A 6,376-nucleotide genomic window follows, 5' to 3' on the forward strand; every position below is an offset into this window, starting at 1 on the left:
GAACCACACGGCCCCATCGAGACCGAAGCAGCCCGCCGCCTCGCCGACGACCTCAAGAACCAGTAACCACTCGATTACCCAACACTTTCTGAGCCGGTCGGGGCGGCGGCGGGAATAGCCGCCGCCACGGGTTCGTTCAGCCGCATGTAGTTGAAAGCTGAACGATCTGGAGAGTGAGCGCCATGCAGTTCGGGATCTTCACCGTGGGTGACGTCACCGAGGACCCGACCACCGGCCGGACGCCGACCGAGCACGAGCGGATCAAGGCCATGGTGGCGATCGCGCAGAAGGCCGAGGAGGTGGGCCTGGACGTCTTCGCGACCGGCGAGCACCACAACCCGCCGTTCGTGCCGTCCTCGCCGACCACCATGCTCGGCCACATCGCGGCCCGCACCGACCGGCTGATCCTCTCCACCTCGACCACGCTGATCACCACCAACGACCCGGTGAAGATCGCCGAGGACTTCGCGATGCTCCAGCACCTGGCCGACGGCCGGGTCGACCTGATGCTCGGCCGCGGCAACACCGGCCCGGTGTACCCGTGGTTCGGCCAGGACATCCGCCAGGGCATCCCGCTCGCGATCGAGAACTACGCGCTGCTGCACAAGCTGTGGCGCGAGGACGTGGTCGACTGGCAGGGCCGCTTCCGCACCCCGCTGCAGGGCTTCACCTCGACCCCACGCCCGCTGGACGGCGTCCCGCCGTTCGTCTGGCACGGCTCGATCCGCAGCCCCGAGATCGCCGAGCAGGCCGCGTACTACGGCGACGGCTTCTTCGCCAACAACATCTTCTGGCCGAAGGAGCACTTCCAGCGCCTGGTCAACCTCTACCGCGAGCGGTACGCGCACTACGGCCACGGCACCCCGGAGCAGGCCGTCGTCGGCCTCGGCGGGCAGGTCTTCCTGCGCCGCAACTCGCAGGACGCGGTGCGCGAGTTCCGCCCGTACTTCGACAACGCCCCGGTCTACGGGCACGGCCCGTCGCTGGAGGAGTTCACCGAGCAGACCCCGCTGACCGTCGGCAGCCCGCAGGAGGTCGTCGACAAGACGCTCACCTTCCGCGAGTCCTTCGGCGACTACCAGCGCCAGCTCTTCCTGGTCGACCACGCCGGCCTGCCGCTGAAGACGGTGCTGGAGCAGCTGGACCTGCTCGGCGAAGAGGTGATCCCGGTGCTGCGCAAGGAGTTCGCCTCCGCTCGCCCCGCCGGCGTGCCGGACGCCCCCACCCACGCCTCGCTGCTCGCCCGGCGGGACGCCGCCGACAACACCCCCGAGGAGGCCCGATGACCGCCCCGCTCAAGCTGGTCGCCGTGTCGGCCGGCCTGTCCGTGCCCTCGTCCACCCGGCTGCTCGCCGACCGCCTGGCCGGCGCCGTCCGGACGGCGCTGGAGGGCCGGCGGGAGGTCGAGGTCGAGGTGGTCGAACTGCGCGGCCTCGCCCGGCCGATCGCCGACCACCTGGTGACCGGCTTCCCCGGTCCGGAGCTGCGGGCTGCCCTGGAGTCGGTGGAGGCCGCGGACGGCCTGATCGCGGTCACGCCGATCTTCAGCGCCTCGTACAGCGGCCTGTTCAAGTCCTTCTTCGACGTGCTCGACCGGGAGGCGCTGACCGGCACCCCGGTGCTGGTCGCCGCCACCGGCGGCACCGCCCGGCACTCGCTGGCCCTGGAGCACGCCGTACGGCCGCTCTTCGCCCACCTGCGGGCGGTCGTGGTGCCGACCGCGGTGTTCGCCGCCTCCGAGGACTGGGGCCCCGGCGGCGACGCCGAGGGGCTCGGCCCGAGGATCGCCCGGGCCGGCGGGGAACTCGCCGACCTGCTCGCGGGGCGCCCGCCCCGGCCCCGGACGGGGCCCGAGGTGGTGCCCTTCGAGCAGCAGCTGGCGGCCCTGCGCGCGGGCTGACGGCGCGCTCCGCGGCGGGCGGCGGGACCGGACGGTCCCGCCGCCCGCCGTCGCGTTCCGGGGGCGTGCCGCCGCGCGGGGCGGCACGGATCCTGGTCCGATTGGTGCTGAGGTCTGGCTTCCGAGTGAATGACTGGATATATTCAGTCTCGGTAAGCCTGAATGAATTCATCCGCAAGGAGGCCGGAGGCATGGTGGACCAGGTGAGCGGCCCGCGCGAGGTGCGCGCGGCACGGGGGACGCAGCTGACCGCACAGGGCTGGCAGCAGGAGGCCGCCCTGCGGATGCTCATGAACAACCTCGACCCGGAGGTCGCCGAGCACCCGTCGAAGCTCGTCGTCTACGGCGGCACCGGCAAGGCGGCCCGCGACTGGCGCTCGTACGACGCCATGGTCCGCACCCTGCAGAACCTCAAGCAGGACGAGACCATGCTGGTGCAGTCCGGCCGGCCGGTCGGCGTCATGCAGACCCACGAGTGGGCGCCGCGCGTCCTGATCGCCAACTCCAACCTGGTCGGCGACTGGGCGAACTGGGAGGAGTTCCGGCGCCTGGAGTCGCTCGGCCTCACCATGTACGGCCAGATGACCGCCGGCTCCTGGATCTACATCGGCACCCAGGGCATCCTCCAGGGCACCTACGAGACCTTCGCGGCCGTCGCCGACAAGAAGTTCAACGGCACCCTCGAAGGCACCATCACCCTCACCGCCGGCCTCGGCGGCATGGGCGGCGCCCAGCCGCTCGCCGTCACCATGAACGGCGGCGTCGCGATCTGCATCGACTGCGACCCCTCCCGGATCGCCCGCCGGATCGAGCACCGCTACCTGGACGTGGAGGCCAAGAACCTCGCCCACGCCCTCGAACTCGCCACCGCCGCCCGGGACAAGAAGCAGCCGCTCTCCATCGGCCTGCTCGGCAACGCCGCCGAGCTCGTCCCGCAGCTGCTCGCGATGGACGCCCCGATCGACATCGTCACCGACCAGACCAGCGCCCACGACCCGCTGAGCTACCTGCCGATCGGCGTCGCCTTCGACGACATGGCCACCTACGCCGCCGAGAAGCCCGCCGAGTTCACCGAGCGCTCGCGCGAGTCGATGGCCAAGCACGTCGAGGCCATGGTCGGCTTCCAGGACCGCGGCGCCGAGGTCTTCGACTACGGCAACTCGATCCGCGGCGAGGCCCAGCTCGCCGGCTACGACCGGGCGTTCGCCTTCCCCGGCTTCGTCCCGGCGTACATCCGCCCGCTGTTCTGCGAGGGCAAGGGCCCGTTCCGCTGGGCCGCGCTCTCCGGCGACCCGCAGGACATCGCCAAGACCGACAAGGCCGTCCTCGACCTCTTCCCGGAGAACGAGTCGCTGCACCGCTGGATCAAGATGGCCCAGGAGAAGGTCCACTTCCAGGGCCTCCCGGCGCGCATCTGCTGGCTCGGCTACGGCGAGCGCGACAAGGCCGGCGAGCGCTTCAACGACATGGTCGCCTCCGGCGAGCTGTCCGCGCCGATCGTCATCGGCCGCGACCACCTCGACTGCGGCTCCGTCGCCTCCCCGTACCGCGAGACCGAGTCCATGCTCGACGGCTCCGACGCCATCGCCGACTGGCCGCTGCTCAACGCCATGGTCAACGTCGCCTCCGGCGCCTCCTGGGTCTCCATCCACCACGGCGGCGGCGTCGGCATCGGCCGCTCGATCCACGCCGGCCAGGTCACCGTCGCCGACGGCACCGCCCTCGCCGGCGAGAAGATCCGCCGGGTGCTCACCAACGACCCGGGCATGGGCGTCATCCGGCACGTCGACGCCGGCTACGACCGCGCCGTCGAGGTCGCCGGCGAGCGGGGCGTGCGCGTCCCCATGGGCGAGCTGTGACCGACACCTTCCAGCGGATGTGGGCGGAGCTGCTCCCCGTGGGCCGCTCCGCCTCGTCCGGCGGCTACCGCCGCTTCGCCTGGAACTCCGCCGACGCCGAATGCCGGGCCTGGTTCGAGCAGCAGGCCCGCGACCGCGGCCTGCACCACGAACTCGACCACAACGGCAACCAGTGGGCCTGGCTGGGCGATCCGCACGGCGAGGGCGCCGTGGTCACCGGCTCGCACCTGGACTCCGTGCCGGACGGCGGCGCCTTCGACGGCCCGCTCGGCGTGGTCTCCGCCTTCGCCGCCCTGGACGAACTCCGCTCCCGCGGCGCCCGGTTCACCAAGCCGCTGGCCATCGTCAACTTCGGGGACGAGGAGGGCGCCCGGTTCGGCGTCGCCTGCATCGGCTCCCGGCTCACCGCCGGCGTCCTCTCCAAGGAGCAGGCGCACGGCCTGCGCGACGCCGACGGCGTCCGGCTGCCCGACGCCATGGAGAAGGCCGGGTACGACCCCGACGCCATCGGCGCCGACCGCGAACGGCTCGCCCGCATCGGCGCGTTCGTCGAACTCCACGTCGAGCAGGGCCGCCACCTCGCCGAGGGGCAGAGCGTCGGCGTCGCCAGCGCGATCTGGCCGCACGGCCGCTGGCGGTTCGACTTCCACGGCGAGGCCAACCACGCCGGCACCACCCGCATCGAGGACCGCCGCGACCCGATGCTCACCTACGCCAACACCGTGCTCGCCGCCCGGAAGAAGGCGAAGCTGGCCGGCGCCCTCGCCACCTTCGGCAAGGTCGCCGTCGAGCCCAACGGCACCAACGCCATCGCCTCCCTCGTCCGCGGCTGGCTCGACTCCCGCGCCGCCGACGAGGCCACCCTCGACGAGGTCGTGGAGGAGATCCGGCGGGCCGCGTACGAGCGCGGCGAGCGCGACGGCGTCCGGGTCGAGCTGACCCGCGAGTCGTACACGCCCGTCGTCGACTTCGACGGCCCGCTGCGCGACCGGCTCGCCCGCGTCATCGGCCGGGCCGACGGTCGCCCCGTCCCGGTGCTGCCCACCGGCGCGGGACACGACGCCGGAATCCTGGCATCGGCCATTCCGACCGCCATGCTGTTCGTACGTAACCCGAGCGGAGTCTCGCACTCGCCGGCGGAGCACGCCGAGGAGGACGACTGCCTCGCGGGTGTGGCCGCGCTCGCCGACGTACTGGAGGACCTCGCATGTCAGGGCTGACGTACTGGGCGGAGTACGCCTGGCTGCCGCACGCCAGCGGCACCGTCGTCGAGAAGGACGTGCTGATCACCGTCGGGCCCGGCGGGCGGATCGGCCACGTCACCCCCGACAGCGGGCCCTGCCCGCCCGGTGCCGTCCGGCTCGGCGGCCTGCTGCTCCCCGGTCAGGCCAACGCGCACTCGCACGCCTTCCACCGGGCGCTGCGCGGCAACGTCCAGGTCGGTTCCGGCACCTTCTGGACCTGGCGGGACACCATGTACCGCTTCGCCGGCGCCCTCGACCCCGACAGCTACCTCGACCTCGCCACCGCCGTCTACGCCGAGATGGCCCTCGCCGGCATCACCGCCGTCGGCGAGTTCCACTACCTGCACCACGCCCCCGGCGGCGCCCGCTACGAGGACCCCAACGCGATGGGCCTCGCCCTCGTCGAGGCGGCGGACCGGGCCGGCATCCGGATCACCCTGCTCGACACCTGCTACCTCTCCTCCGGCTTCGGCGAAGAGGTCACCAAGCCCCAGCTGCGCTTCAGCGACGGCGACGCCGACGCCTGGGCCGCCCGCGCGGACGCCCTCAAGCCCACCGAGCACGCGAGGATCGGCGCCGCCGTCCACTCCGTCCGCGCGGTGCCCGCCGACCAGCTGGCCACCGTCGCGCACTGGGCCGCCATGCGGAAGGCCCCGCTGCACGTCCACCTCTCCGAACAGACCGCGGAGAACGACGCCTGCCTCACCGCCCACGGCGTCACCCCCACCCGGCTGCTCGCCGACCACGGCGTGCTCGGCCCCCGGACCTCCGCGGTGCACGCCACCCACCTCACCGACGAGGACATCCGGCTGCTCGGCGACTCCGGCACGACCATCTGCATGTGCCCCACGACCGAACGGGACCTCGCGGACGGCATCGGCCCGGCCCGCCGCCTGGCGAACTCCGGCTGCCCGGTCAGCCTCGGCAGCGACAGCCACGCGATCATCGACCCCTTCGAGGAGGCGCGGGCCCTGGAGCTGAACGAACGGCTCCGCACCCGCACCCGCGGACACTGGACGGCCCACGCCCTGCTCCGCGCCGGCACCGAGGACGGCCACGCCTCCCTCGGCTGGCCCGAGGCCGGCCGGATCGAGGCCGGCGCACTCGCCGACTTCACCGCCGTCGCCCTGGACAGCGTCCGCACCGCGGGGCCCGGGCCGCAGCTCGGGGCGGAGACCGCGGTGTTCGCGGCCACCGCGGCGGACGTCCGCCACGTGGTCGTCGGCGGCCGCCACATCGTCAAGGACGGCATCCACCAGCTCGTCCAGGACGTCCCCGCCGCCCTCCGCAACGCCATCACCTCCCTCGGGACCTGAGAGGGAGTCGTCAGGGGCGCGTGGGGGCACCTCCCGGCCGGAGGCTGGGAGGTGCCG

The 6,376-nt window shown here is 72.9% G+C and carries 5 protein-coding genes; all 5 read left to right on the plus strand.

What is annotated here, in order from left to right; translation table 11 throughout:
* Positions 1–182 precede the first annotated feature (182 nt).
* The 5 genes from AB0O09_RS38475 (at position 183) to AB0O09_RS38495 (ending at position 6,319) form a co-directional block, all read left to right on the plus strand.
* The gene (locus tag AB0O09_RS38475; protein WP_363550421.1) at positions 183–1,286 is read left to right on the plus strand and encodes an LLM class flavin-dependent oxidoreductase; all 1,104 of its coding nucleotides are present in this window, start codon (positions 183–185) and stop codon (positions 1,284–1,286) included.
* Complete coding sequence (locus tag AB0O09_RS38480) at positions 1,283–1,900, plus strand: FMN reductase (protein WP_363550417.1); 618 nt, start codon at positions 1,283–1,285, stop codon at positions 1,898–1,900. Before AB0O09_RS38475 ends, AB0O09_RS38480 begins: the two co-directional genes overlap by 4 nt.
* A 203-nt stretch (positions 1,901–2,103) precedes the next feature.
* Entirely contained in the window at positions 2,104–3,759 is a 1,656-nt protein-coding gene (gene hutU / locus AB0O09_RS38485; RefSeq protein ID WP_263108069.1) for a urocanate hydratase, read from the plus strand.
* Positions 3,760–3,776: 17 nt separating this feature from the next.
* Entirely contained in the window at positions 3,777–4,979 is a 1,203-nt protein-coding gene (locus AB0O09_RS38490) for an allantoate amidohydrolase (protein ID WP_363550423.1), read from the plus strand.
* A complete protein-coding gene (locus tag AB0O09_RS38495; protein WP_363550419.1) occupies positions 4,967–6,319 on the plus strand; it encodes a formimidoylglutamate deiminase in 1,353 nt (450 codons plus the stop codon). Before AB0O09_RS38490 ends, AB0O09_RS38495 begins: the two co-directional genes overlap by 13 nt.
* Positions 6,320–6,376 lie beyond the last annotated feature (57 nt).

Source organism: Kitasatospora sp. NPDC093679, assembly GCF_040683455.1.
Lineage (GTDB): Bacteria > Actinomycetota > Actinomycetes > Streptomycetales > Streptomycetaceae > Kitasatospora > Kitasatospora arboriphila.